Here is a 22,406-nt window from a genome sequence, read left to right as displayed (position 1 = left end):
TCGAAGATGACTGTGCGCACCGATGTCGGCACCGTGGCCGACCTGCACGCCTCAGCCACCAAACTCACCGGTCTCACCGATTTCGGGGCCGACGACTACACCGAGGCGTTGCAGGTCCTGCTCGACTCGTATCGCGACGAGGCCGGGCTCACCGAGCTGGGCTCGAAGATGTCGCGATTCTTTCTACGCGGTGCGCTGGTCGCCCGCGCGCTGAGTGAGGCCGCGTGGGCGGCCAATCCCGGCTACGTCGAAACACCGGTCACCCAGCCGATTTTCGTCACCGGGCTGCCCCGGACCGGTACCACCGCACTGCACCGGCTGTTGGCGGCCGATCCGGCCAATCAGGGGCTGGAGATGTGGCTGACCGATTTCCCGCAGCCACGACCACCGCGCGAGAGCTGGGCCGACAATCCCGCCTACGCGCAGATCGACGCGGGTCTGCGACAGCATCAGGTCCAGAACCCCGAATTCATGGGCCTGCACTACATGAGCGCCGCCGACGTGGAGGAATGCTGGCAGTTGCTGCGCCAATCGGGCACGTCGTACTCCTACGGCTGCCTCGCCCATATTCCGGGCTACACGCAATGGCTGTCCGGTCAGGATTGGACGCCCGCCTACGCACGTCACCGCCGCAACCTGCAGCTGATCGGCATGAACGACACCCGCCGCTGGGTCCTCAAGAACCCCAGCCACCTGTTCTGCCTCGACGCCCTGCTGGCGACCTACCCCGACGCCATCGTCATCCAGACCCACCGCGACCCCGCCACCATCATCCCGTCGGTCTGCAGCCTCAACGAGCACGCCACCCGAGGCTGGTCGACGGTCTTCACCGGCGAAACCATCGGCCGCACCCAGCTCGACCTGTGGGCGCGCGGCCTCCACGAATTCACCGCCGCCCGCACCCGACACCCCGAAGCCACCTTCATCGACATCGATTTCGACGATCTCCGCACTGACCCCCTCGGCGTCGTCGACCGTGTGTACGCCCGTACCGGTGCCACCCTCACACCCGAAGCTCGAACCGCCATCACCGCCCTCGACAACGAAAGCCGGACCGGCGCACGCAAACCCACCCACCACTATTCCCTCGCCGACTACGGCCTCACCGAGAACATGGTCGCCGAAAGCTTCGGCAGCTGATCTCGAACGGTCAGGCTACCGACGCTCGCCGGGCATCCCCGACCGGATGCCGGCGAGCGATGCGATGTCGTGCTTGTCAGCGAGGCCGGCATCGACCGACAGTAGGGAAAGCAAACGCAGTGGTCGACCGGCCTTCGCCGCCGCCTCCAGCTTGTGATGGCCGTCGAGCAGGAAGTGGATCAATGAATAGTGCGTGTAGTAGTCGCGACTTTCATCGGCAACGGCCGGCTGGCACACGTCCAGGATCGACACCGCCACCGCGGTTGGCGTCGAAACGCTGCGAAGCCGCTCGTCGAACTGCGCCACTCGGGTGGCGTCGTTCCACGTCGGTGGAACCATCGGAACAACGAATTCGTACAGGTGCGCGTCAGCGCTCACCGCGGTCTCGAAGGTCCGGTAGTAGATCGTGCGGGGATGGGCGGGCAGCCCCCAGAACGAGTCGATACCCCACGTCTCGACCTGCTCGTGCGCGAAATAGTCGTCGCGATCGAGAGGATGTACGAGCCGCGGCTCAATACCCAGCAACATCGGCTGGTACCGCCCTGCGGGCAGCAATTCGCCGAACGCGTCGATCACTGAATCGTCCAACTCGTCGAGCCCGACAGCCACCCGCGTAGCGAATTCGGGCACCGACAATGTTCTGTTGGCCCCCTCCTTCCGCTCGAACAGCATCGGACAGGTGCCGCACCAAGAGCTCAGCTCGAACGCCGGCCGATCATCGACGAACAACAACCGCTGCCCGGGCGCCCGCGACGGCGCCGCCGCCGATTCCGACCCGAACCGAAGCACGGCGTTCACTGGGTCGGTGCCCATCTCCCGGATCACGCCACTGGCAAGCATCGTCATCAGCCCACGGTAGACCGAACCGGCTGCGCTCGATGGTACGAAAAGATCAGCGCGCGACCGGGCGCCACCTCGTGCGGCTTCATTCGTCGACGTCGACCCCGTACCGCCTGGCCAGTTCGGCGAGATCGGTCTCGTAGCCCTGGCCGACCGCGCGCAGCCGCCAATCTTCACCGCGCAGATACAGCTCGGCGAGCAGCAGGGTGCGCTCCACGGTTGCGGCATCGAGCGTGGAACGTATCGCGGTGCTCGATTCCGTGCCGGCGGCGAAATCCAGCTCGATGGCGCCGACGTCGCCGAAGGTGAGACCGGCACCGTCGAGCGAAGCGGCGATGACAATGCGAGTGCAGTGCTCGGGCAGGTCATCGAGGACCAGGGTGATCGACTGCTCGTTCGGCCCATCCTCGGAAAGCTTCGCGCCCTGCGATTCTGGCTGGTTGTAGAACAGGAAGTCGTCGGAGTCGTCGACCCGCTCATCGCTGCCGAGCAGGAACGCGACGAGATCCACGGTCGGTGCACTGAGCTGGCTCCACGTTGCCCGCAGAGTCCACGTATTGCCGCCCTCGGCGATCGGCACGTCGATCACCTGACCTCGCGACAACACCGTCGGCTCCGCGGGCCGGATTTCAGCACGACCAGGTGCGGTCGATGCCGCGGGGATTGCCGCGGGCGCGATCGCACCCTGCTCGATCAGGTCTGGTCCGTGGACCGCCAGTGCGAGTTCGTCGGCCTTTCGCGCGCGCCGGTCGGATTCCCCACCTGCGAGAAGGAGCAGATCTGTCACTGTCGCGGAGAGATTGACCGCGGCCGAACCACCGAGCTCGACGATCCGCGAGCGCGCCGCCGCGGCCTCGCCGTGGGTTCCGCCCAGAACCAGAATCCGCCGACCGGCCAGCGGGCCCGATTTCGCCCGTGCGGGTGCCGTCGACCGACGTGGCGCCGCAACCTCAGGTACCGCTGCCCCTTTCAGGTGCCCCGGTTCTACCGACTCGAGTAGCGCGGCGAACCGGGCCTCATCGATCACCGGCGTTCCGAACTCGATCGCCTTGCGCGCCTTGCCCGTTTTCGCATGGGCGTTGTTGGTGACCAGCACACTGGTCCGGTTGCTCACCATGCTCGTGACGTCGAGCCCCGCAGCCTCGGCACGGGCAGCGAGCTCTTCCCGTGCGATCCGGGTCTCTCCAGTCAGCGCTACCTTCATCCCCTGGCGCAGCCGGCCGGCCACCGCCAGCTTCCCGGGATAGGCGAAGTCACACGGCTGCTTCGGGCCGCGACGTTCGACCGGCCACCTGGACTGCGCCGGCCTGGCCGAATCAGGTGCGCAGTCGAGAAAAGGGGGTGCGATACCGAGATGGGCCGCGTCGGCGACCAACGCTCGGAGAACATTCGCGAGAACACGGGTGTCGTCGAGCGCATCGTGCGCCTTCTGCTGCGGCACACCGTAATACGTCGCAAGCGTGCCCAACCTGTAGTCGGGTGTCGGCAGCGCGATGCGGCGGGCCAGTGCCAACGTGCACAGTCGGCGCTGCACCGGCAGAGCTCCCCCGGCCCGGGCGAACTCCTGCAGCAGGAACCCGTAGTCGAACAGCGCGTTGTGCGCCACCATCACCCGGCCGTCCAGCATGGCCGTCAATTGGTCGCGCACCTGACCGAACTCGGGCGAGCCCTGCAGCACCTCGGCAGTGAGCCCGTGGATGTGCACGGGACCCGGATCGCAACCGGATCGATCAGGCTGTGGAACTCTCGCGTCACCCGGCCGGTACCGTCCAGCGTCACCGCCGCGACGGACAGCACCCGGTGCTGGTGCGGCCGTAGCCCGGAGGTCTCGACATCCACCACGGTGAACGCACCGAACCCGGCTGTTTGCTGCTGCTCATCGACCTGCGTCATCCCCTGCATGAGCATCGCATCGTTCGCCGGGCCCGGAACGTTGCACTCGACGATCAGTGACGCGCGAGTTGCGGTGCGAGACTTCGGCACCGAGTCGGGGCACCCAGGGCTCGCGTGACTCGTCTCAGGATCGATCAGCCAAGGCAATTCGACTGACACTGTCGCGGTAGATCAGCCGGGTTGCCTTGCTTGTCGCAGGCTTCGAGGGACACACCCAGGTAGGACGCTGAGAGTTCGCCGGGCCAAACGGGGATCATCCGGGTGCCGCCCGCCCTGATAGGCAAGGCAGCGCCGAGGTTCACTCGCCGCGTTCACTCCCCGGTCTGCGCCGAATCCAGGGCTACGAGCAAGGCCACACCGCGAGGTGAGATCCGATACCCGGTGCCCAGGCTGATGGTCAGGCCGAGGTTCTTCAGTTTGCGCACGTTGAGTTTGAAGCGGTGCGGGTCACGCCCGAGTTCCTCGGCCAGGTCGGGGGCCCGGGTCGCGGGGCGTCGCTGGATGATCCGGAGCGTGTCGTGGGTCCAGGGGCCCTCGGCATCGGTTCGGTCCATGCGTGCCAGGCGTGCGGCCAAGGCCGCCGCATCGTCGATCCGGTCGTCGGCGGCCAGCGCGTCGCGCGGATCCTCGTCGGTGAGACAGCGGATCCGGAGCAGATAGATCGGGTCCTGCTCGGCGCCCCGGAGATCGGCGAGCACATCGGCGGGTGCGTCGTATCCCGCGGCGCGTGCGTCCTCGATGCTGATGTGCTCGGCGGTGACCGTCGACAGTTGGTCGACGGCGATACGCCCGGCGCCGGTGCGGTAGACCTTGCCCTCGGTGGCCTGCCGATGACGCCACCGGCGAAAGAGCACCGTCACCGCCCCGCTGCGGATCCCGGCCCAGCGCTGCTTCTCGATCAGCACGCGGGTCTCGGCTGCCGCGCGGCCCGGTCGGGGTGGATCGTGGTCGACTCGTCCTCGATCATTCCGTCAGGCTATCGTGCGCGGCGGCGATGGCGTCACCCCCGCGTACACCGTTGGTGTGCCATTCCCCGTCCGGGTAGGTGATGTAGAGCGGGCCCAGGTTGCACGGGTTGAGGCAGCCGGTCGGGGTGATCAGGGCGTCGGGGTGGTCGCGGCGCAGAGTGCGGTGCAGCTCGCCCGCGCCGTACACGGTGCAGCGGGGGCCTCGACAGACCAGGATGTGCGCGGTGTGGTCGGGTATTTCGGACCAGGCCGGGCTGCGGAAGGCCCGCGGGCTCGCCGTCACCGGTGCGCCGTCCTCGGACATCCGGGAACGCACCACGTCGGCGAATCCGGTGGCGGTGTCGATGCCGTCGGTGATTCGCACGTCGAGGTCGCTCGCGCGGGTCTCCTTCCAGTTCGCTACCGCTCGCGCGATCCAGGTCTCGAGGTAGCGGTCGCGTGGCACGGCGAGCGGGATCAGCGTGACCGGCGATTCGTCGCGGGCGGCGGTATCGAGTGCGGTGTGGATGGTCGGCTCCTGCTGGTCGAGCAGCGCGTAGCCGACCCCGCAGGCCTTCGCCAGAGCTTCGACGGAGGGGAGGTCGACGCCCGACGGAGTCGGCCGGGCGATGAGGACATACCGGCGCGTCATGCGGTGCGCACCGTTCGCCCGGCCGGAATCACCAGCGGTGTGCCCGTCATCGGATCGTCGATCACCGTGCAGTCGATGCCGAAGACTTCCGCGATCAGCTCGGGGCGCACGATCTCGGCGGGTGAACCTTGAGCGACCACGCGACCGTCCTGCACGGCGACGAGATGGTCGGCGTAGCGGGCGGCGAGGTTGAGGTCGTGCAGGACCACGATGATGGTGCGCGGCAACAGGTTTCGCAGGACGTCGAGGACGTCGAGTTGATGCGCCAGGTCGAGAAAGGTCGTCGGTTCGTCGAGCAGCATCACCTCGGGGTCCTGCGCCAACGCGAGCGCGATCCACACCCGTTGTTTCTGGCCGCCGGAGAGTTGATCCACCGGTCGGTCGATCAACTCGAGAGTGTCGGTGGCCACCAACGCTTTTCGCACGGCCGCACCGTCCTGCGCCGACCACTGACGGAACCAGCGTTGGTGCGGATGACGACCGCGGCCGACGAGTTCACCCACGGTGATGCCGTCGGGGACGACGGGTTGTTGGGGCAACATGCCGAGCCGCCGGGCGACGGTGCGCGCGGGCTGCGGCGCGATATCGGCACCGTCGAGCAGCACCGCGCCGGCCGTCGGCGCGATCAGTCGGGCCAGGCCGCGCAGCAGGGTCGATTTGCCGCAGCCGTTGCGGCCGACGATGACAGTGATCGCTCCGGTCGGGAAGTCGACGGTGGCGTCGGTGACGATCGCGGTGTCGCCGTAGCCGAGCGTGAGTCCCTCGGTGGTCAGGTGTGCGGTCATCCAGCGTGTCCGATCCGGGTTGCGCGGGCGAGGAGGTAGACGAGAACGGGAGCGCCGAGGATGGCGGTCACCACCCCGACAGGAAGTTCCGCCGGGAACAGCCGCCGGGCGGCCAGGTCGGCGGCGACCACCAGCAACGCCCCGGTGGCAGCCGCGGGCGCGAGCCCGGCACCGCGTTCGGCGAGCAAGCGTCGTGCGATCTGCGGAGCCACCAGAGCGACGAAACTGATCGGGCCTGCCGCAGCCGTTGCCAGGGTCGCGGCTGCGGCCGCGACGACGATGAGCGTGCGGCGGTCGGGGCCGCGTCGCCCGGCCAGCGAGTTCGCCAGGTCGTCGCCCATTTCCAGCAGCGGCAACGAGCGAGCGAGAACGATCAGCGGCGGCACGACCACTACCAGGGCCCCCGCGGCGAAGCCGACGTGGCTCCAATCGCGGTTGGCCAAGCTGCCGGTGAGCCACATGGCCGCGGTGTGCGCCTGGTAGTTGTCGGCGACGGTCAGGATGAACGCGATGGCCGAGGACAGCATCGCCGTGACGCCGATGCCGACGAGCACGAGTCGGTAGCCGTCGAGTCCGTCCTTGGTGGCCACGACCACGATCAACGCCATAGCCACCCCGGCACCGAGCAACGCGCCGCCGACCAGCCCCAGTCCGGCGCCACCGAGCAACACGCTCACCACCAACGCACCCAGTGAGGCACCCGCGTTGATCCCGATGATCTCGGGACTCACCAGTGGGTTGGTCGCGATCCGTTGCAGGATCGCCCCCGATATCGCGAAGGCCGCCCCGACGCACAATCCGGTGAGCACGCGCGGCAACCGGTCGGCCACCACCACGTCGTACTCGATGAGCGTGCCGCCGCCACCGAGCACCCGGATCACGTCGGTGACGGTGAGCGGGTAGTAGCCGATCGTGAGCGACCACGCCGCCACCGCCATCGCGGCTGCCGTGATCAGCACGGTCAGGACCGCGGAGCGTTTCCCGACGCGAAAGACGATGCGCCGGTCGGGTGTTCGTAGCAACAACGTGCCGCTGGGCAGTACGCCGCCCTCGGTGCGCGTCACAGGGTGGCCACCTTTCGATTGCGCACGAGATAGAGAAAGAACGGCGAGCCCGCGAAGGCGGTGATGATGCCGACCTGGATTTCCTGTGGCCGCACCAGCATCCGTCCGAGAATGTCGGCCGCCAACAGCAGCGTCGGACCCAGCAGCGCACACCACAGCAGAATCCACCGGTAGTCGTGTCCGGCGAAGAATCGGGCGATGTGCGGGATCACCAAGCCGATGAAGGCGATCGGGCCGGCGATCGCTACCGCAGACCCGGCGAGCAGCACCACGCTCGACGCACCGATCGCGCGCGTCGCGACCAGTCGGGTGCCGAGCGTGCGCGCCATGTCGTCACCGATGGCGACGGCGTTCAACGGCCGTGCCACCACGATCGCCAGCACCGATCCGACAGCGATGAACGGCACCGTCCCCCACACGGATTCGATGTCGGCGCGAGCCAACGAGCCGACCACCCAGAATCGGAAGTTGTCGAACAGGGTCCGGTCGAGCAGGGTGATCGCCGTGGTGATCGACCCACACAATGCGGTGCAGGCCGCGCCCGCGAGCGCCAGTTTCACCGGCGTCGCTCCCCCGAACCCCAACGATCCCAGCGTGTAGACGAGCGCGGCCGCGATCGCGGCGCCGAGGAAGCCGAACCAGATGAATCCGCCCGTCGCCGTGAGGCCGAGCGCACCCATCGCGATCACGATGGCCAGCGACGCACCCGCGTTGACGCCGAGCAGGCCCGGCCCGGCCAGCGGGTTGCGGGTGAGACCCTGCATCACCGCGCCGGCCAGCGCCAACGCGACACCCGCGAGCAGGCCCGCGACCGTTCTGGGCAGCCTGATGTAGCGCACGACCCGGTCGGTGTCGGTTCCCTGAAAATCGGTGAACGCGACCGCGGCCTGGTCGAGGGTGAGCGGGTGTGAACCGATCAGGACCGACGCCACACAGGCAGCCGCCAGCGCGGCGCCGGCCAGGAGCAGACCGGTGCCGCGAGCGGTGCGCGTCACCGCTGGAACAGCTCGGGATGGATCAACTCGGCGACCAGTTCGGTCGCGTGCGCGATCCGCACGCCTGCCGCCCGATCGGCGAACAGGAACGGGTGCACGGTCGCGTTGCGCACCGCCGCCAGATTCGCGAATGCCGGGTTTCCGACGATCTTGTCGACCTGGGGACGGCCGTCGGCGCGCGTGTAGGTCGCCTTGCAGCACAGGCTGGTCAGGATGATGTCGGGGTCACGGGCGATGAGCTCTTCCGCGCCGACGGGCACATTGCGCTTGGCGGTGAGGTCGGCGAAGACATTCACTCCACCGGCGGCGTCGATGATCTGGGTGATGAAGTCGATGCCGCCTGCCACGGTATAGGAGCCGTCGTCTTTGGGGGTGACGACAGCGACCCGAGGCTTCGCGGCGTTGCCGACCTTCGCGCGGACCGCGTCGATGCGCGAACTCAGCTGCGTGACAACTTCTTCGGCGCGCTCGGAAGCGCCCCACAGGGCACCGAGATCGCGCAGGTCGGCGTAGACGTTGTCGAAGCGCACGGTGTCGGGGTCGATCGCTTCGTCGGCGAGACCGTCGGCGCTGGGGCACAGCGGACTCAGCACCCAGCTGCGCACACCCAATTCGTTCAGGCTCGCCCTGGTACCGACGCTGTTCTGCGCCGAGGAGGCGAACACCCCGTTGAAACCCGACATGACGAAGTCGGGTCGCTGGGCCAGCAGTTCGTCGCGACTGGGCAGCTTCTCGACGTAGGGCGAGCGCGCCTGCGCGGCGAAATATTCCGGAAGCACGGCGGAGTCCAGGAATGCCGTGCCCACCAGCCGATCGGTGACACCGAGCGCGTGCGCGATCTCGATCGAGGGCTGATACGCCGCGTAGATCCGCTGCGGTGGGCCGTCGACGGCGACGTCGATCCCACAGTTCACGCGGGTGACAGCAGCTGCGCCGCCCGCATCGGAGGTGGGTTGCACACCGCAACCGGTGAGAACAATCGTGCAGGCGAGCAACGCGCCGGAACGTAGGCGCGCGAAAACAGAGCGGGTCAAGAGACGGCCTTCCAGGTCCTCGTGGAATGGGGTACTGCGTAGCCGTGGCCGGTCTCCTGGCTGACGGGATAGTGCGCGGTGAATCCACCTTCCCAGGGCAGGTGCCCCAGTGGCTCCGGACGACAGAGTCGTCCGGATCGATTCACAACTCCCGATCACAGTGGCGAGGGCCGCACCGGTTCTACACCGGTTTCCCGAACACCACGGCTGGTGAACTGTAGCAACGTCGGCTCGATCGAGGGTCGGCGCCGATCCACAGCCGACTCCCAGCCGCGTCCCACCGGGCTCGACAGTTCCGCCGCGAAGATTCAGCTATCGGCCGAGCACTTCGGCCGGCCGATGATCTCGGCAGTGAGATCGACGATCTGGAGGAACGCGCATGAGGATGAAATCGACGCTGGCCAAGACCGCGGTGGCGGGCACCCTGGCCCTCGGGGTGCTCGGCGCGACAGCGACCGCGGCGAGCGCGGATCCGGGCGGGCACGACCAGCAGCGGCCCGAGCAGGGCCAGCAGCACCGGCCGCAGCAACAGCCGCAGCATCACCAGAACGACGCGCCGCAGCACGGCTTCTGGTTCTTCGGCACCTGGGTTCCCCTGCCCTGACCCATTCCCCATCGCAGGCCCGGCACCCTCCGGGCTTGCGGTGAGCCGAGCGGCCATTCGCGCGAGTTATGGTGCGGGACTTCACCATCGCGTGGGAGAACACCCCCATCCGCGCCGTTCGTGTCAACGAATGGGATTGCAGGCGGGTCGGCACCTTAACCGGTTACCATTCACTCCCCTGAAGCCGACCCGCCTGCTTTTCATCAGCAGCGACACCCTCGACGACCGATCCCGCTGCTACCGCGTCACGATCGGTCGGACACAGCGGTAGCGGCCGGGTTCGTGGCATCGCGGATCACGCGCAGGCCGGTGATCAAGCCGTCGAGTTGGGTGGGAGTCAGCAGGCCGGTGAGCCATTGCTCGAGGGCGGCGAGGTAATCGGGAAGGACCTGTTCGAGGCGGCGGACGCCCGAGTCGGTCAAGGCCGCGTAGGCGCTGCGGCGGTCGGTCGGGTCGAGCTGGCGTTCTATCAGCCCCGCGGCGGCAAGGCGATCGACCACGCGGGTGACGCCGCTGGTCGAGAGCTCGGTTTGGGCGGCGAGATCCGACATCCGTAGGCGGCTGTTCGGAGAGCGACTCAGTCTCAACAGGGTGTTGAGCTCCAGCCCGGACAGGCCGTGCGCTTTCCAGGTCGGCTCGAGCTTGGCGATCAGACCGCTGTGCGCCTCGAAGAGCAAGCCGGAAATGGTGAAGCGGGGGTCGTCGAACAGCTCGTGGACGGACATGAAGCCAGCTTAGCCGATACTTGCCACGCGGATAGTTGACATGAGGAATACATCCGAGTAAACCTATGCGCAAGCATTATTCCGCACAGCAAATTTCGGAGAGATCATGCAGCGCAACATCTGGGTCGCCGGGTTCCGGACCGGAGTCATCGCCCCGAACGAACAGATCAAGCTCGCCGAGTCACGGGAGTTCGCCGACGAAACCGTGCGCCACGTCGTCCACATGGCAGGCGGCGGCGAGGCGGTACGCGTGCGGCTGACCAACCGCTACGGTCTCGCGCCGCTGCGGATCGGCGCCGCGCGCATCGCAGCGCGCAAGACCGGCTCGGCGATCATCGCCGATCACGAGATCACCTTCGGCGGCGCGGCACAGGTCACCATCGACGCGGGCGCCGAGCTCGTGAGCGATCCGATCGCGCTGCCGGTCGCCGCGGGCGAAGACCTGCTGCTCAGCCTGTACCTCCCGACGCCGACCGGGCTCGCCACCTTCTCCCACCAACCCGGCGAGATCGCCTACATCGTCCCCGGAGACCACACCGCGGACGTGGAACTCAGTGGTGCGCAAGAGGTTCCGTTCCGCTTCTTCGTCACCGGGATCGACGTGCTGGTCACCGACCCGCCGCCGGTAGCCGTCGCGTTCGGTGACTCCTGGTTCGAGGGCTTCGGTACGACGCAGAGCGCCAATCGCCGCTCGGTCGATGCGCTCAACGCCCGGCTCACCCGGGGTTGGGTGGTCAACAACGGGATCTCCGGCAATCGCCTCACGGCCGATCAGATCGGCGAATCCGGTTCGGGCCGTTTCGATTCCGACGCGTTGCAGGTCCCCGGCGTCACCGACATCCTGATCAATTTCGGTATCAACGACCTCATCCTCGGCGCGATGGGCGGGCAGTCCTCCGCGACCAGCGAGGAATTGATCGCCGGGTTCACCGGCCTGGCCGACCGGGCGCACGTTCTCGGACTGCGTATCCACGCGGCCACCATCGGCCCGTACGCCGGTTGCGTCTACCCCGGCATGCCCCTGCTGGAAACCCAGCCGACCCGCCACGCCGTCAACGCATGGCTGCGCACCACCGATGTCTTCGACTCGGTCTTCGACGTCGACCGTGCCGTGTCCGACCCCGAGCGCCCCGACTACATCCGTCCCGAGTTCGACAGCGGCGACGGCATGCACCTCAACGACGAGGGCGCCGCCGCGATGGCGGCCACCGTCGACCTCGCCGCGCTCTTCCGCTGACCCAACGTCGAGATCACCGTGCTCTCACCGTGCCTTCTTCGGCGAGAGCACGGTGATGCGCCCCCGCCGCTGTCCGGCCGGGGGTAGAACAATCGGTAGCACGCTGCCCATTGTCGAACGAGGGTCGCTACCGCTCGCGGTCGGCCGATCTCGAGGTCACCTCGATGGGCGGGACCAAGGGCTCGGGTAGCTCGTCCAGTTCAGCGAGGGTGGTGTGCACGAACGCCGCGATCCGGTGCCGGGCCGCCGAACTCAGCCGTTCGACACGGTCGGCGGTCAGCGGACTGTCGGCGAGTTCGACCACGGGGAGATCGCCGATGGCCCCCACGGTCGTCTCCGACCCGTTTTCCATGCGTCGCGCCATCTCGTCCCCCACCTTCCGAACAGTGTCGGTGCCACTTCGCCACACCGGTCACGAAGCGCCGCCGACATCCACCAGCAAACATCTGGATTACAACATGAACAAGCGTCCACAACAAGCGCTCTTGCTGGCGAATCTTGCGTAGATCGCTGCTCCGCCCACGATCGACCCCACCTTCTACGCCGCCCCCATCTGCCTGGACAGACGCCACTGCGACGTCCGCTACGTCATGCTGAGGCGAACAGCATCATCGACCGCGGAACCCGACCCGGAGGCAACGTGCGACGAATCGTGATCCTCGGTCGCGGCGGTGCGGGCAAGTCGACCCTCGCCCGCCGACTCGGCGCCGCCCTCGCACTACCGGTCATCGAACTCGACAAGCACTTCTGGCCACCGGACCTGACACCGCTACCCCCTGATCGATGGCGGGCGATCCAGCGCCGGCTCACCGACGCCGAAGGGTGGATTCTCGACGGCGACCTCGGCCCCTTCGACGCACTCGAGGTGCGACTCGAGGCCGCCGACACCATCGTCGTGCTCGACTTCCCCCTCTGGATCTGCGCGTGGCGCGCGCTGCGTCGCTCCCGCGAGAACCTGGCCTTCTGGCGCTGGCTGATCGGCTACCGCCGCCACAGCCTCCCGCTGATCACGACCGCGATCAGCGACCACGCGCCCCATGCCACCCTGCGACGACTCCGACGCCCCGACGACGTCGAGCGGTTCCTCGCCGAAATCCGCGACCGCCCACACCGGACCCCTTGACGAGACCACAGGGACCCACGACGGCCGCGACCCGCCAGTCACATCGTTCGTGGCGACTGACGGGCTACCGGTCAGCATCGTGCCCATCAGGCACCCACCGCGGTCATCGCGCGCTCCACCCTCCGTCCATCACATAGGACGAACCGGTCACCATGCCCGCGATGTCGGAAGCGAGCCAACCGACCAGTGCCGCGACCTCTTCCGGCTCGATCAACCGCTTGATCGCGCTCTCGGTGAGCAGCACCTTCTCGAGTACCTCCTGCGCCGGGAGGCCGTGCGCGGCCGCCTGCTCCGCGATCTGCTTGTCCACCAAGGGCGTTCGCACGTATCCAGGACTGACGCAGTTGCTGGTGACCCCGTGCGGACCACCTTCGAGCGCGGTCACCTTCGACAGCCCTTCCAGCCCATGTTTGGCCGTCACATACGCGACCTTGAACTGGGAGGCACGGATCCCGTGCACCGAGGAGATGTTCACGATCCGCCCGAAACCCTCGGCGTACATGTGGGGCAGGGCGGCGCGGATCAGCAGGAACGGCACTTCCACCATCAGCGTCTGCATGGCGCGGAACCGATGCGGCGCGAAGTCCTCGATGGGGCTCACGCTCTGCACGCCCGCGTTGTTGACGAGGATGTCGACATCGAGACGCAACTCGGCCAGGGTGTCGACCTCGAGCAGATCGACACTCCAGACGTGTCCGCCGATCTCGTGCGCGACCGCTTTCGCCCCGACTCCGTCGATATCGGCGACGGTGACCTCCGCGCCCCGCGCGGCCAATTCGCGCGCGCACGCCGCGCCGATGCCGCTCGCGCCGCCGGTGACCAGCGCCTTGCGCCCCGTGAGATCGGTCATGCGGCAACACCTTTCTCGGCGGAGGCATCGGCGAGGTCCACAGATTCCAGGTCGATACCGCGGGTCTCCTTGGCACACACCACCGCGATCGCCGTGACGGTCGCCGCGAACGCCAGGTACCAGGCGATCGGCACCGACGAACCGAACTCGTCGAGGAGCTTGACCGCGATGATCGGCGCCAGCGAGCCCGCCACGATCGAGGTGACCTGATAACCCAGCGACACACCGGAATAGCGCATCCGCGTCGGGAACATCTCCGCCATGATCGCGGGCTGACCGGCGTACATGAACCCGTGGAACACCAGACCGATGATGATGGCGGACAGGATGATCACGCTGTTGCCGCTGTCCATCATCGGGAAGGCGAAGAAGCCCCAGGTGGCCGCGGCGACGGCACCGGCCAGGTAGACCGGGCGGCGCCCGACACGGTCACCGAGCCTGCCCGCCAACGGAATCACCGCCATGTGCACGGCGTGGGCGATGAGCAGCCACCACAGGATGGTCGTGGTGTCGGCATGCACGTGAACCTTGAGATAGGTGATCGAGAAGGTGACGACCAGGTAGTACATGATGTTCTCGCCGAACCGCAGACCCATCGCGGTGAACACCCCGCGCGGGTACTTGCGCAGCACCTCGAACGGGCTGAACGCCGCGGCCTTGGCCTGATCCATCGTCTGCTGGGCGGCCACGAAGATCGGGGCGTCGGTGACTTTGGTCCGCACGTAGTAGCCGACCAGCACGACCACCGCCGACAGCCAGAACGCCACGCGCCAGCCCCAACTCAGAAACGCCGCGTCCGACAGCGTCGAGGTCAGTACCAGCAGCACGACCGTGGCGAGCAGATTGCCCGCGGGCACACCGGCCTGCGGCCAGCTCGACCAGAAACCGCGACTGCGACTCGGGCTGTGCTCGGCGACCAACAGCACCGCACCACCCCATTCGCCGCCGATCGCGAAACCCTGGACGAAGCGCAGGATCACCAGCATCGCCGGCGCCCAGTAACCGATCTGGGCGAAGGTCGGCAGACAGCCCATCAGGAAGGTCGCCGCGCCGACGAGCACCAGGCTCACCTGCAGCAGCTGTTTGCGGCCGTAGCGGTCGCCGAAGTAGCCGAAGACGATGCCGCCGAGCGGGCGCGCCGCGAAACCGACGGCGTAGGTGACGAAGGCGGCCAGGATGGCGTCGAGGTCGCTGGTCTCCTTGGAGAAGAACACCTTGCTGAACACCAGGGTCGCGGCGGTGCCGTAGAGGAAGAACTCGTACCACTCGACGACGGTGCCCGCCATCGAGGCGGCCACTACCCGCCGTAGTCCTGTGGGGGCCTCGTCCGGGTCGTCGCCGGTCGGTCGTATCGCGTTCCGCACGCTCATCGCACTACTCCTTCGATGTTCCAGGCCACATCACGAGGCAACTGTGACGTGGCCCACAAGCCGTGAGGAGAGTATTCGTGCAGATCCATCTCGGTGACAATGGCCAGTTTCGCAGCAGCAATCTGCGAAACTGCACATGTGAGCCATTCTTCCTCGACGTCGGGACGCAGACCGAGCGCTGACGATCTGCTGGTCCTGCTCGCGGTCGGCAGGTCGGGGCGCTACATCACCGCCGCCGAGGAACTGGGCATCAACCACACGACGATCTCACGGCGCATCGCGGCCCTCGAGCACGCCATGGGCGGGCGGGTACTGACCCGGGTCACCGGTGGTTGGGAGCTCACCGACCTCGGCCGCGAGGCGCTGACCGCGGCCGAAGCCGTCGAGGCCGCCGTCCGATCGCTCGGCTCGAGCGCGGGCGAGCGCACGCTCGAAGGGGTGGTGCGGATTTCGGCCACCGACGGTTTCAGCGCCTACCTGGCTCCGCCGTCCGCCGCTCGCGTGCAGCGCAGACATCCGGGCGTCGCCGTCGACATCATCGCCGCGACCCGCCGCGCATCCACCCAGCGAACCGGCCTCGACATCGAAGTGGTGGTCGGCAAGCCCCAGGTACACCGCGCCGTAGCGATAGAGCTCGGCGACTACTGCCTGCGCCTGTACGCCTCGCGCGACTACCTCGCCGAACACGGCGTCCCGACCACCGTCGCCGACCTCGCCCGCTACCCGCTGGTCTACTTCATCGAGTCCATCCTCCAGGTCGACGACCTCGACCTGGCTCTCGCCTTCGCTCCCACCATGCGCCGATCCGTCTCCTCCACCAACGTCTTCGTCCATGTGGAAGCCACCCGGGCATCGGCGGGCATCGGCCTGTTGCCCTGCTTCATGGCCGACCGCCACTCCGACCTCATCCGCGTTCTACCCGACGAGGTCCGAGTCCAACTCACCTATTGGCTCGTCACTCGCCCGGAAACGCTGCGCCGTCCCGAAGTCGCAGCGGTCGTCGAGGCACTGCGTGCCACCGTGGGCGACCGCCGCGACGACCTACTCGGCGACCGCGTGGAACCATCCGGCTGACCGGCTGTCGCCCACGATTTTCGGCATCGCTATCCGTTGTCTTGCGGCTGGGCAGTCGGGGCGGGCAGAGCGAGGCTGAGCGCCGCACTGACCACCAGCGCCGCGCTGATCGTCAGCGTGCACGCCGTCAGAGCGCCGCGGTAGCCGTCGCCGGCCACCACACCGAAGAAGATAGCGCTCAGCGAGGCGACACCCAGTGCGCCACCGAACTGTTGACCAGTGGTCCAGATCCCCGAGGCCGACCCCGCGTAGCGTGTGGGCACCGTCGACAGGAACAACGTGGTCAACGGCGGCTGGACGAGGTTGATCCCGATGCCGATGACGAACAGACCGGGTGCGAGCAGCCACGGATTGACGTCTGTGGTCGAGGTCAGGGCCGCGCCCAGTACCGCCAGGGTCCCGACGGCGCCGAACAAAGCACCCGCGATGACGGTCGAGCGGCCGAACTGCACGGTGAGGCGACCCACCAGCGGGGCCACCGCCAGTCCGCCGATCGAGAACGCCACGGTCACCACGCCGGCCCGCAAAGCCGTGTAGCCCTGACCTTCTTGGAGCCAGAGCACGAACACGAGCAGGAATCCGCTGAAGGCCGCGAACGCGACCAACTGAACGACGAGTGCGACGCTACTGATACGCGCACGCAGCAGCTCCAACGGCAGCAGCGCACCCGCGCGAGCGTCGGGGTTGCGGTTCTCGCCGATGGCGACCAGAGCCACGAGGGCGACACCGGCGGCCAGCAGCAGCCAGATCCACGGCGCCCAGTCGTAGGTGCGACCTTCCAGCAGCGGGAACACGATGGCCACCAGACCCACGGTCAGACCGATCGCGGCGAGCCATCGTGGCCGCAGCGCACCTTCGGCGCGGCTCTCCGGGATCAGCCACGCGCCGAGACCCGCCAGGATCAGGGCGGCCGGGACGCTGATCCAGAAGATCGCCCGCCAGCCGAGACCGGCGACGTCGGCGGTGACGAGCACACCGCCGAGCAGCAATCCCCCGGCTTGCGCGAGTCCCGCGGCCACACCGAAAATGCCCAGGACAGTGGCCCGTTCGGGTCCGCGGAAGAGAACGAACAGGCTGGACAGAACCTGCGGCGCCAGAATCGCCGCGGCGGCGCCTTGCGCGGCGCGGCTGGCGATCAGTTCGCCCGGAGTGTTCGCGAGCGCGGACCAGGCACCGGCCAACGCGAACAGAACCAGGCCGACGAGAAATACTCGTTTGCGCCCCCACAGGTCGCCCAATCGGGCCGCGGTGATCAGGGCGGCCGCGAAGGCCAGCAGATAGGCCGTGGCGATCCACCCGACTTGTGATGGAGTTCCGCCGAGATCGGCTTGGATCGCCGGTAGTCCGACGTTGACGATCGTGACATTGAGCAGATCGAGGGTGAAGCCGAGCACGAGCACGACCATCGCGGCCCACCGCCGCGGATACGACTTCTCGGTCGTATCGTCCTGCGTGGAAGTCGAAGTAGTCATCAGGTGTAGCTCCCTGCGCGGCTAGGTGTCCGGTGTGTGGTCATCACTTGCTCGGTCGCCGACCCCGCGCCCACCAGGCCGTGGCGGCGCAGAATCGCGTGCACTGTCGACACCGAAGGGACGCGGCCCGAACCGGCTCGCAACAGCTGCGCCCGGATTCTGCGCGCTCCCCACTGCGGGCGGTCGAGCCGTGCTCGCACCACGACGGCCTCGATATCGGCGGAGGTGCGGGCGGGGAAACTCTTCGGCCGTCGCGACCGCGGCGCCAATCCCGCCACCCCGTGTGCCCGGTAGCGCGCGAGATAGCTGTAGTAGCTCTTGCGCGAGATGTTGTACCGACGGCACACCTCGGTCACCGTCAGCCCGTTTCGCTCGGGTGCCTGCAAGATCTCCAGCCACGGCCCGGCCTGGAGACCGACCGCGTTGCTTCGATCGCTCGACCGAGGGCTTCCATTCGGCCGAACACTGTGGCACGCAAGCGGATCGAGGCTGTCTCCTGGGGGTTGCATCATAGATTTCTCCCGATGTGGAACAGATCGATTTGAACTTGCGGGTTCACTTTAATGTTCCCACATGAGCATCGCAACTCGGGTATATAAGAATGAACCCGCAAGTCAAGTTGTGGCGCGATTGCGCTATGGTTCAGGTATGGCAGTAGCAGCAACGCCGACCGGACAGTCGGCCTCGCGAGGACGCATCGACAAGCGGCAGGCGATTCTGGAGGCGGCGTTCGTCGTCTTCGCGCGTCGTGGGTACGCCCAGGCGGGCGTGCAGGAGATCGCCGAGGTGGCCGGCGTCGCCAAACCGACCATCTACAACCACCTCAACGACAAGGAAACGCTGTTCCGGCACACCCTGGCCGCGGTGAGCGACGCGGTGCTCGCCGAGAACCTGGCGGTGGTCGAGCGACTGCGGAATCCCGGTGAGGATCTGCGCGCCACCCTCGAAGACGTGGCGTTCCGCCTGATCCGGTCCTGCTGTACCGAACAGTCGCGGTCACTACGCTGGCTCACCTACGGTCAGGTCGCGCAGTTCCCCGATCTCATCGATGTCGTGGTGAGCCGAACCTCCGATCAGCTCGGCGACGCGCTCGCGGATCGGCTGGCACGCTTGTCGCTGTCGGGTCGGCTGCGCACGAGCGATCCGGCGATCGCCGCCGAGCAGTTCCTCGTGCTGATCACCGGCCCGATGGAGGGCCGCACCCGCCTGGGCACCCGCAAGGTCTCCACCGCCGAGATGCACGCGGTCGCCACCTCGGCCGTCGACACCTTCCTGCGCGCCTACGCGACACCGGAGAACTCGTGAGCCACCATCCTTTCCGGTTCGGCCTCGTCACTGTTTCCCCCGCCGACACCGAGGCATGGACCTCGACCGCGCGCTGGGCCGAGGACACCGGGATCTCGGCATTGCTGCTGCCCGACCTACCCGCACCGGTGCCGGCGCCACTGACCGCGCTCGCCTACGCCGCCGCGGCGACGAGCACTCTCGGGGTGGGAACGTGGGTGCTGGCCAACGACTTCCGCAATCCGTTCGTCCTCGCCCGCGAAGCCGCCACCCTGGACCTGGTGTCGGGCGGCCGCTTCCAGCTCGGGCTCGGCGCCGGTCAAACCGCCATCGGCTACGGCGAACTCGGGATCGCGGCCGAGTCCGACCGGATCAGGTTCGAGCGCCTCGCCGAGTCGGTGGGCATCGTCAACGCACTGTTTCGCGGTGAGCGGGTCGAGGCGACCGGCGCCCACTACGCGAACACCGGAACGACCCTGGTTCCCCCACCACCGAGGAAGGTGCCGCTGCTGCTCGCCGCGGGCGGACGACGGGCGACCGAACTCGCCGCGGCCGAAGCCGACACCATCGCGTTCAGCACCTTCTCCCGCGACCAGCTCGCCCGTCAGGTCGAATGGCTCGAGACTGCGGCGGGCCCCAGGCTTTCCGCAATCGAACGGGCGCTGCGCTTCAGCACCCCGACGAGCACCATCGGTCCGCCGATCCCCGATGACGCCCCGAACCTGCTCACCGGATCGCCCGCGCGGGCGGCCGATCAACTGCGCCGTCTGCGCGACGAGTTCGGTATCTCCTACATCGTTCTCGACGACGACGCGGCGCGCGAGCTGGCGCCCGTGGTGACCCTGCTGTCAGGCACCTGAGCTCCCATCGACGAGGTCGGCGCCGGGGATGGCGGCCAGCAGCTGACGGGTGTATTCGTGAGCCGGCTCGTCGAAAAGCTGCTCGGTGGCGCCGATCTCGACGATGCGGCCTTCTCGCATGACCGCCACCCGGTGAGCGATCTGGCGCACCACCGCCAGATCGTGCGAGATGAACAGGTAGGCCACGCCGGTGTCGGCTTGCAGCTCGGCGAACAGGTCGAGGATCTGCGCCTGCACCGAGACGTCCAGCGCCGAGACCGGTTCGTCGCAGACCACCAGCTCCGGCGACAGGGCCAGCGCCCTGGCGATCGCGACCCGCTGACGCTGTCCACCGGAGAGCTCCGCGGGCCTGCGCCCCAATGTCGACGCGGGAAGCGCGACCCGGTCGAGCAGTTCGCGCGCCCGCGCCGCCCGCGAGGCGCGGTCACCGACGCCGAAAACCCGCAGCGGCTCGCTGATCACGTCCTGGATCGAGAACCGCGGATCCAGCGACTCGTACGGATTCTGATAGATCACCTGGGCGCGCCGCCGCAGCTCCCGCAAGCGCGCGCCCTTGCTGGCGGTCACATCGTCGCCGTCGAACACGACGCGCCCCGACGTCGGTGGGGCCAGGCGCAGAATCATTCTGGCCGTGGTGGACTTGCCCGACCCCGACTCCCCCACCAGTGCCAGGGTCTCCCCCCGATGCAGCGAGAAGCTCACGCCGTCGACGGCACGGACGATCTTCGCGCGGATCTTCGCGCGTGGCAGCGGGAACTCCTTCACCAGGTTCTCGACCGCGAGCAACGGTTCGGTGCCCGGCCGACATGGCCGGGCCCGGACACCGGCCCGTCCGGGCACGCTGCGCAACAGCTGCTGGGTGTACCGATCGCGCGGGTTGTCGAGTATCTCGCGGGTCGGCCCGCTCTCCACGATCCGGCCCCGCGACATCACCGCGATCCGCTGGGCCCGGTCAGCGGCGACTCCGAGGTCATGAGTCACCAGAAGCACTGCGGTGCCGAGGGTTTCGGTCAGGCTCGTGATGTGGTCGAGGATGCGTCGCTGCACGGTGACATCCAGCGCGCTGGTCGGCTCGTCGGCGATGATCAGCGCCGGGTTCGCGGCGATGGCGATCGCGATGAGCGCCCGCTGGCGCATGCCCCCGGAGAGTTCGTGCGGATACTGGTCGGCACGGGTCTTCGGGTCGGGCATCCCGGCCCGCTCGAGCAGGTCCACCACGGCCTCCGGCGCCGAACGCCGGGTCGCCAGGCCGTGGATGAGCAGGACCTCGGCGACCTGTGTGCCGATGCGCTGCACCGGATTCAGCGAGACACCGGGGTCCTGTGGGATCAAGCCGATCTGCGCCCCACGAATCGCGCGCAGCTCCCGGTCGCCCGCTCGCGCCAGGTCCCTGCTGCCGAACTGGATCCGTCCCGCGTCGATGTGCCCGGCGGCCGGTAGCAACCCGGTGATGGCATGCGCGGTCGAGCTCTTGCCCGAGCCGGATTCACCGACCAGCGCGACGATCTCGCCCGGCGCGATGTCCAGGTCGACCGCCCCTACCGCGCGCACCCGCCCCGTGCTGGTGCGGTAGGAGATCGACAGGCCACGCACTTCCAGCAGATTCCCGGTCATCGTCGATTCGCCCACTCTCCATCGAGTGCCCGCGCGATCCGGTTGGTCGCGAGCACGACGAACGCCACCATGAGGCCCGACATCGTCGAGATCCACCACGCGTTGGCGAGATAGTTCCGGCCGCTCGAGATGAGCGAGCCCCACTCCGGCGCCGGTGGCACCGCGCCGTAACCGAGAAAGCTCAGCGACGACACCGCCAGCACGGCGGTTCCGAGATCCAAGGTGGCCAGCACGACCACCGGGCCGATCGCGTTCGGCAGGACGTGCCGACCGAGCACCGTGTACCAGCGCGCCCCCGACGACCACGCGGCCTCGACGAACACCGCTTGCCGTAATCGCAGCACCTCCGCGCGCATCACCCGGGCGAAGCCGGCCACGCTCGCCACACCCACCGCGATCGCCACCTTCACGGTGCCGTAGCCGAGCGCGGTCACCAGCGCCAACGACAGGAACAGCGACGGAATCGACAGCAGCACATCGGCGAAGCGCATCAGCACGTCGTCGACCCAGCGGCCGACGAACCCGGCGATCAGGCCCATCGCGCCCCCGACGAGGAACGCGACGGCCACCGCGATCACCGTCGCCTGCAACGACAGCGCGGTGCCGTGCACGACACGGGTGAACATGTCGCGGCCGAGTTCGTCGGTGCCGAACCAGTGCTGTCCGCTGGGCGGGGCGAAGATCTCCGACGGGACGCCGAAGAGCGGATCGCGGTCGGTGAACAGCGTCGGCCACAGCGCGGCCAGCACCACCAGCACGAGCGTCACCACCGAGAGCACCAGACCCGGCCGGTACAGCAGGAACCGCGGCAGTCTGCGCCAGTCGAAACCCGGACGGTACTCG

23 protein-coding genes, 1 pseudogene and 1 riboswitch are annotated in these 22,406 nt (G+C 68.0%); of the genes and pseudogenes, 7 read left to right on the top strand and 17 right to left on the bottom strand.

The annotated features are described in order from the left end of the window. Positions 1-6: 6 nt before the first annotated feature. Positions 7-1,140 carry a sulfotransferase family protein gene (locus QX204_RS14045; RefSeq protein ID WP_301907217.1) on the top strand — a complete coding sequence of 378 codons (1,134 nt, stop codon included), beginning with the start codon at positions 7-9 and terminating at the stop codon, positions 1,138-1,140. A 15-nt stretch (positions 1,141-1,155) separates the two neighbouring features. Here QX204_RS14045 and QX204_RS14040 read toward each other — a convergent pair whose 3' ends face one another. From QX204_RS14040 to QX204_RS14000, 9 genes and pseudogenes are all read right to left on the bottom strand, one after another. Further along, on the bottom strand, positions 1,156-1,986 hold the full coding sequence (locus QX204_RS14040) for a hypothetical protein (RefSeq protein WP_301907216.1): 831 nt from the start codon (positions 1,984-1,986) through the stop codon (positions 1,156-1,158). A 79-nt stretch (positions 1,987-2,065) separates the two neighbouring features. Then, the gene (locus QX204_RS14035; RefSeq protein ID WP_301907995.1) at positions 2,066-3,184 is read right to left on the bottom strand and encodes a TerD family protein; all 1,119 of its coding nucleotides are present in this window, start codon (positions 3,182-3,184) and stop codon (positions 2,066-2,068) included. Between the two features lie 237 nt (positions 3,185-3,421). Further along, positions 3,422-3,873: pseudogene (locus QX204_RS14030) on the bottom strand (exonuclease domain-containing protein); the annotation flags it as partial. A gap of 311 nt (positions 3,874-4,184) precedes the next feature. Continuing rightward, positions 4,185-4,778, bottom strand: coding sequence for a hypothetical protein (locus QX204_RS14025; RefSeq protein WP_301907215.1), 594 nt, complete (start codon positions 4,776-4,778; stop codon positions 4,185-4,187). A gap of 58 nt (positions 4,779-4,836) precedes the next feature. After that, the gene (locus tag QX204_RS14020) at positions 4,837-5,472 is read right to left on the bottom strand and encodes a (2Fe-2S) ferredoxin domain-containing protein (RefSeq protein WP_301907214.1); all 636 of its coding nucleotides are present in this window, start codon (positions 5,470-5,472) and stop codon (positions 4,837-4,839) included. After that, complete coding sequence (locus tag QX204_RS14015; protein ID WP_301907213.1) at positions 5,469-6,257, bottom strand: ABC transporter ATP-binding protein; 789 nt, start codon at positions 6,255-6,257, stop codon at positions 5,469-5,471. Before QX204_RS14015 ends, QX204_RS14020 begins: the two co-directional genes overlap by 4 nt. After that, on the bottom strand, positions 6,254-7,321 hold the full coding sequence (locus tag QX204_RS14010; RefSeq protein WP_301907212.1) for a FecCD family ABC transporter permease: 1,068 nt from the start codon (positions 7,319-7,321) through the stop codon (positions 6,254-6,256). The genes QX204_RS14015 and QX204_RS14010 overlap by 4 nt, the downstream gene beginning before the upstream one ends. After that, complete coding sequence (locus tag QX204_RS14005; protein WP_301907210.1) at positions 7,318-8,316, bottom strand: FecCD family ABC transporter permease; 999 nt, start codon at positions 8,314-8,316, stop codon at positions 7,318-7,320. The genes QX204_RS14010 and QX204_RS14005 overlap by 4 nt, the downstream gene beginning before the upstream one ends. Further along, positions 8,313-9,350: an ABC transporter substrate-binding protein gene (locus QX204_RS14000; protein ID WP_301907208.1), complete on the bottom strand. Its 1,038-nt coding sequence runs from the start codon at positions 9,348-9,350 to the stop codon at positions 8,313-8,315. Before QX204_RS14000 ends, QX204_RS14005 begins: the two co-directional genes overlap by 4 nt. A gap of 28 nt (positions 9,351-9,378) precedes the next feature. After that, positions 9,379-9,571: riboswitch (cobalamin riboswitch) on the bottom strand. Positions 9,572-9,729: 158 nt separating this feature from the next. On the opposite strand from QX204_RS14000, the gene QX204_RS13995 reads away from it, so the two are divergent. After that, a complete protein-coding gene (locus tag QX204_RS13995; protein WP_367620190.1) occupies positions 9,730-9,954 on the top strand; it encodes a hypothetical protein in 225 nt (74 codons plus the stop codon). Between the two features lie 245 nt (positions 9,955-10,199). On the opposite strand, the gene QX204_RS13990 is transcribed toward QX204_RS13995, so the two are convergent. Then, the gene (locus QX204_RS13990) at positions 10,200-10,679 is read right to left on the bottom strand and encodes a MarR family winged helix-turn-helix transcriptional regulator (RefSeq protein ID WP_301907207.1); all 480 of its coding nucleotides are present in this window, start codon (positions 10,677-10,679) and stop codon (positions 10,200-10,202) included. A gap of 106 nt (positions 10,680-10,785) precedes the next feature. Here QX204_RS13990 and QX204_RS13985 point away from each other — a divergent pair, with 106 nt between their 5' ends. Beyond that, positions 10,786-11,916 (top strand): GDSL-type esterase/lipase family protein, encoded by a 1,131-nt coding sequence (locus tag QX204_RS13985; RefSeq protein WP_301907205.1) that lies wholly within the window; start codon positions 10,786-10,788, stop codon positions 11,914-11,916. A 127-nt stretch (positions 11,917-12,043) separates the two neighbouring features. On the opposite strand, the gene QX204_RS13980 is transcribed toward QX204_RS13985, so the two are convergent. After that, positions 12,044-12,280 carry a hypothetical protein gene (locus QX204_RS13980; RefSeq protein WP_301907204.1) on the bottom strand — a complete coding sequence of 79 codons (237 nt, stop codon included), beginning with the start codon at positions 12,278-12,280 and terminating at the stop codon, positions 12,044-12,046. 276 nt (positions 12,281-12,556) lie between these two features. On the opposite strand from QX204_RS13980, the gene QX204_RS13975 reads away from it, so the two are divergent. Continuing rightward, on the top strand, positions 12,557-13,039 hold the full coding sequence (locus tag QX204_RS13975; protein ID WP_301907203.1) for a P-loop NTPase family protein: 483 nt from the start codon (positions 12,557-12,559) through the stop codon (positions 13,037-13,039). Positions 13,040-13,142: 103 nt separating this feature from the next. On the opposite strand, the gene QX204_RS13970 is transcribed toward QX204_RS13975, so the two are convergent. Next, positions 13,143-13,889 (bottom strand): 3-hydroxybutyrate dehydrogenase, encoded by a 747-nt coding sequence (locus QX204_RS13970; RefSeq protein ID WP_301907202.1) that lies wholly within the window; start codon positions 13,887-13,889, stop codon positions 13,143-13,145. Next, positions 13,886-15,259, bottom strand: coding sequence for an MFS transporter (locus tag QX204_RS13965; protein WP_301907201.1), 1,374 nt, complete (start codon positions 15,257-15,259; stop codon positions 13,886-13,888). Before QX204_RS13965 ends, QX204_RS13970 begins: the two co-directional genes overlap by 4 nt. Positions 15,260-15,358: 99 nt before the next feature. Here QX204_RS13965 and QX204_RS13960 point away from each other — a divergent pair, with 99 nt between their 5' ends. Then, complete coding sequence (locus tag QX204_RS13960) at positions 15,359-16,333, top strand: LysR family transcriptional regulator (RefSeq protein ID WP_301907200.1); 975 nt, start codon at positions 15,359-15,361, stop codon at positions 16,331-16,333. A gap of 29 nt (positions 16,334-16,362) precedes the next feature. Here the strand turns inward: QX204_RS13960 and QX204_RS13955 are convergent, their stop codons facing one another. Together QX204_RS13955 and QX204_RS13950 are read right to left on the bottom strand one after the other, a co-directional pair. Continuing rightward, positions 16,363-17,805 (bottom strand): MFS transporter, encoded by a 1,443-nt coding sequence (locus tag QX204_RS13955; protein WP_301907198.1) that lies wholly within the window; start codon positions 17,803-17,805, stop codon positions 16,363-16,365. Continuing rightward, entirely contained in the window at positions 17,805-18,191 is a 387-nt protein-coding gene (locus QX204_RS13950; protein ID WP_301907196.1) for a helix-turn-helix domain-containing protein, read from the bottom strand. Before QX204_RS13950 ends, QX204_RS13955 begins: the two co-directional genes overlap by 1 nt. 262 nt (positions 18,192-18,453) lie before the next feature. On the opposite strand from QX204_RS13950, the gene QX204_RS13945 reads away from it, so the two are divergent. Both QX204_RS13945 and QX204_RS13940 read left to right on the top strand, forming a co-directional pair. Next, positions 18,454-19,110, top strand: a complete 657-nt coding sequence (locus QX204_RS13945) for a TetR/AcrR family transcriptional regulator (RefSeq protein ID WP_301907195.1) — start codon at positions 18,454-18,456, stop codon at positions 19,108-19,110. Then, the gene (locus QX204_RS13940; protein ID WP_301907194.1) at positions 19,107-19,949 is read left to right on the top strand and encodes an LLM class flavin-dependent oxidoreductase; all 843 of its coding nucleotides are present in this window, start codon (positions 19,107-19,109) and stop codon (positions 19,947-19,949) included. The genes QX204_RS13945 and QX204_RS13940 overlap by 4 nt, the downstream gene beginning before the upstream one ends. Here QX204_RS13940 and QX204_RS13935 read toward each other — a convergent pair. Both QX204_RS13935 and QX204_RS13930 read right to left on the bottom strand, forming a co-directional pair. Continuing rightward, positions 19,938-21,563 carry a dipeptide ABC transporter ATP-binding protein gene (locus tag QX204_RS13935; RefSeq protein WP_301907193.1) on the bottom strand — a complete coding sequence of 542 codons (1,626 nt, stop codon included), beginning with the start codon at positions 21,561-21,563 and terminating at the stop codon, positions 19,938-19,940. The two genes, QX204_RS13940 and QX204_RS13935, sit on opposite strands and share 12 nt — an antisense overlap. After that, the gene (locus QX204_RS13930; RefSeq protein WP_301907993.1) at positions 21,560-22,375 is read right to left on the bottom strand and encodes an ABC transporter permease; all 816 of its coding nucleotides are present in this window, start codon (positions 22,373-22,375) and stop codon (positions 21,560-21,562) included. The genes QX204_RS13935 and QX204_RS13930 overlap by 4 nt, the downstream gene beginning before the upstream one ends. Positions 22,376-22,406: the final 31 nt, after the last annotated feature.

The organism is Nocardia sp. PE-7, assembly GCF_030486425.1.
Classification (GTDB): domain Bacteria; phylum Actinomycetota; class Actinomycetes; order Mycobacteriales; family Mycobacteriaceae; genus Nocardia; species Nocardia salmonicida_A.
The sequence above is the reverse complement of the archived record's forward strand: the minus strand, read 5'-3'. Positions and strand labels throughout refer to the sequence as shown.

Coding starts and splice junctions, on each gene's coding strand:
- QX204_RS14045 (WP_301907217.1), top strand. CDS start 7: ATGACTGTGCGCACCGATGTCGGCACCGTGGCCGACCTGCACGCCTCA.
- QX204_RS14040 (WP_301907216.1), bottom strand. CDS start 1,986: ATGACGATGCTTGCCAGTGGCGTGATCCGGGAGATGGGCACCGACCCA.
- QX204_RS14035 (WP_301907995.1), bottom strand. CDS start 3,184: ATGAAGGTAGCGCTGACTGGAGAGACCCGGATCGCACGGGAAGAGCTC.
- QX204_RS14020 (WP_301907214.1), bottom strand. CDS start 5,472: ATGACGCGCCGGTATGTCCTCATCGCCCGGCCGACTCCGTCGGGCGTC.
- QX204_RS14015 (WP_301907213.1), bottom strand. CDS start 6,257: ATGACCGCACACCTGACCACCGAGGGACTCACGCTCGGCTACGGCGAC.
- QX204_RS13995 (WP_367620190.1), top strand. CDS start 9,730: ATGAGGATGAAATCGACGCTGGCCAAGACCGCGGTGGCGGGCACCCTG.
- QX204_RS13990 (WP_301907207.1), bottom strand. CDS start 10,679: ATGTCCGTCCACGAGCTGTTCGACGACCCCCGCTTCACCATTTCCGGC.
- QX204_RS13985 (WP_301907205.1), top strand. CDS start 10,786: ATGCAGCGCAACATCTGGGTCGCCGGGTTCCGGACCGGAGTCATCGCC.
- QX204_RS13980 (WP_301907204.1), bottom strand. CDS start 12,280: ATGGCGCGACGCATGGAAAACGGGTCGGAGACGACCGTGGGGGCCATC.
- QX204_RS13970 (WP_301907202.1), bottom strand. CDS start 13,889: ATGACCGATCTCACGGGGCGCAAGGCGCTGGTCACCGGCGGCGCGAGC.
- QX204_RS13965 (WP_301907201.1), bottom strand. CDS start 15,259: ATGAGCGTGCGGAACGCGATACGACCGACCGGCGACGACCCGGACGAG.
- QX204_RS13960 (WP_301907200.1), top strand. CDS start 15,359: ATGGCCAGTTTCGCAGCAGCAATCTGCGAAACTGCACATGTGAGCCAT.
- QX204_RS13955 (WP_301907198.1), bottom strand. CDS start 17,805: ATGACTACTTCGACTTCCACGCAGGACGATACGACCGAGAAGTCGTAT.
- QX204_RS13945 (WP_301907195.1), top strand. CDS start 18,454: ATGGCAGTAGCAGCAACGCCGACCGGACAGTCGGCCTCGCGAGGACGC.
- QX204_RS13935 (WP_301907193.1), bottom strand. CDS start 21,563: ATGACCGGGAATCTGCTGGAAGTGCGTGGCCTGTCGATCTCCTACCGC.